Origin of the sequence: Synechococcus sp. UW179A (assembly GCF_900473965.1) — a bacterium.
GTDB lineage: Bacteria > Cyanobacteriota > Cyanobacteriia > PCC-6307 > Cyanobiaceae > Synechococcus_C.
In genome coordinates this window covers 1-2330 of the sequence record NZ_UCNJ01000031.1, presented here as the reverse complement: position 1 = coordinate 2330, position 2330 = coordinate 1, and the positions used below count along the sequence as shown (strand labels likewise).

Below are 2330 nucleotides of genomic sequence, written 5' to 3'. Positions count from 1 at the left end.
TTTTGAATTGGTCAGATTCCAATAAGGCATGGATATTGAGAGGATTAATGAAAAAACTGGTAGATCAATAATCTATTGATTCCAGCCGGGAGCAGGTGGCTTATACCACGGTTGAAATGGTGACGATTAAGGCCATCGATTGCAAATCATTCGAACTCATTACTGTGCAAGTAAATTGCGGCTGTCTATTTCGCCGATCTCCGGATTTTTGGCGAGCAAAAGGAAATGTCGGCATTTGCCACGAATTGAGATTGAACCCCTCCTCCTTTCAGTGATTGAACGTAAGCTTCGTGGTGATGGAGCGGTGGATTGGTTTGATAGCCCCCCAATCGCAGAAGTGGACATCTCTCTCGAGAATTGCATTGGTTTAAGTAATGATTATTCCGCAATGGTTTATTTGATTCGCCAGCATTTTTTTATTATGTCAATGAAATTTGTCTTGCTCTGGCTTTTTCTGATTTGTAGTGCTGCACTGCCGCTGCCTGGGCATGCGTCAAAAACCAATGATTTGTTTCGAGAGAAGCTCGAGAAGGCATGTCTCAAGATTGATCAAAAAGTGATCTGTGAGTGCTATTCCAGAGCAGTAGCTTCTCGATATGGAGACCAGCAACTTGCGTCTATTATCCAATTGTTGCAGGACAAGGAGGCTCAGCAAATGTTTTTGGTCATTCATGCGAATGAGGCTATTGCTTGCAGGTCTCGAGTTGGGACCAGTTAAAGACATATGGGTTTAATCACATAGGTTTGCTTTTGAGTTGCACGCAGACAGTTTGCCAATTAGCTTAATATAACTTAAAAATTTATCTTGAAAAAGTATAACTATGGTCTAACTGGTTTACTTTTTGCAGGCACACTTTTTGTTGGTGCATCACCAACTTATGCTCAGCTGTATGGTCTATGTGGGACTGGTGTCGGTAAAATATCTGGTGAGGCAACCTTCAGTGAATTTACCCTTGAAGGTGTTCAGACCAATACATTGCCTGTAGTAGTTGTTGTAGCGGGAATAGAGGGAGAGGGAACTGCTCAAACGGGATTAGCCGGGACAGTTGTTGGAGGAGGAGCATTCAGCGTTGTTACAAGTTCAACTATAGACCTAGCCCAGTGTGGTACCGGGGCTGGTGCAGCGGCACTAGGCGGAACTGCTGCAGTGGGTGGACTTGCTATCGGTACAGCATCTACCGCTGGTGCAGGTTCAGTAGCAATTGGATCTGGTTCTGCAGTGGCTGTTGGCGCAAAAACAGTTGCAATAGGTTCCGGAGTTCAAGAGATTGCAGGAGCAGATAATATATTAATTGGTTCAACTGTTAAAAACACTAGTGGTAGTACGAATATTTTAATAGGTAGTGGCATTGCTAATTTAAGTGGCTCAGGCAACATAGTTATGGGCACCACAGCCAGTGTAGATGAAGCGATTGGTCAAGTCGTTATAGGTAATGGAGCTGGATCAACTGGTCTTGGTTCGATTGCGATAGGTAATGCCACAACGGCAGATGTGGCTGGCTCGATTGCAATGGGTAATTTAGCGGCCGCTAGTGGTACCGCGATCGCGATTGGCAATGCTGCGACCACTGGCCTTGCTGAGGGTGCTATTGCGATGGGTAATGGCGCTGGAACTGCAGCTAGCGCTGGTGCCATTGCAATTGGTAATGGTGCGGGTACTACTGATGGAACAAATCAAATCGCGATTGGTAATGGTGTTGGTGCTATTAACAGTTCAACAATTGCTATTGGCGATACTGCAAATGCCACTGAAGAAGGTGCAGTAAGTATTGGATCACGTACGAACGCAATTTCTGAAGGATCACTTGCTCTGGTGAGTGCTACAGCTAATGGTAAAAGATCGATTGCTATTGGATCTGAAGCTAGAACGACTGAAGCCAATGCGATTGCATTCGGTCCTAATACTACTGCAGCAGGAAACAACTCTATGGCGTTTGGGGCAGGTTCTCGCGCCAAAGAAGACAACTCTATTGCGATTGGTGCAGGAGCAAATTCCTCAAATTATGGCTCCATTGCGCTAGGAGCAAATGCCTCATCGTCTGGTGCCAATGCGATTGCGATTGGTACGAATACATCGGCCACGTTTAATAACTCCTTTTTGATTGGTGCTGGAGCCATTGCGAATGGTACTGGTGCTGGAGCGATTGGATATCTGGCTAACACGCAGGGCCAAGACGCGATGGCCGTTGGCGTTAAAGCCTGCGCGATAGGAGATAATTCCTTGGCCCTTGGCACGCAGTCTGTTGCCTCTGGCGTGGATTCGATTGCGATCGGTTTTAACGCATCGTCAACGAATACAAATGCAGCATCCATCGGAACCAATGCGACGG

Annotated in this window: 1 protein-coding gene and 1 pseudogene; both read left to right on the top strand. The window is 46.1% G+C overall.

Annotation, left to right across the window (positions count from 1 at the left end; translation table 11 throughout):
- Positions 1-271: 271 nt before the first annotated feature.
- Positions 272-718, top strand: a complete 447-nt coding sequence (locus tag DXY31_RS14205; RefSeq protein ID WP_114994397.1) for a hypothetical protein — start codon at positions 272-274, stop codon at positions 716-718.
- Positions 719-805: 87 nt separating this feature from the next.
- Positions 806-2330, top strand: a pseudogene (locus tag DXY31_RS16570) (hypothetical protein); the annotation flags it as partial.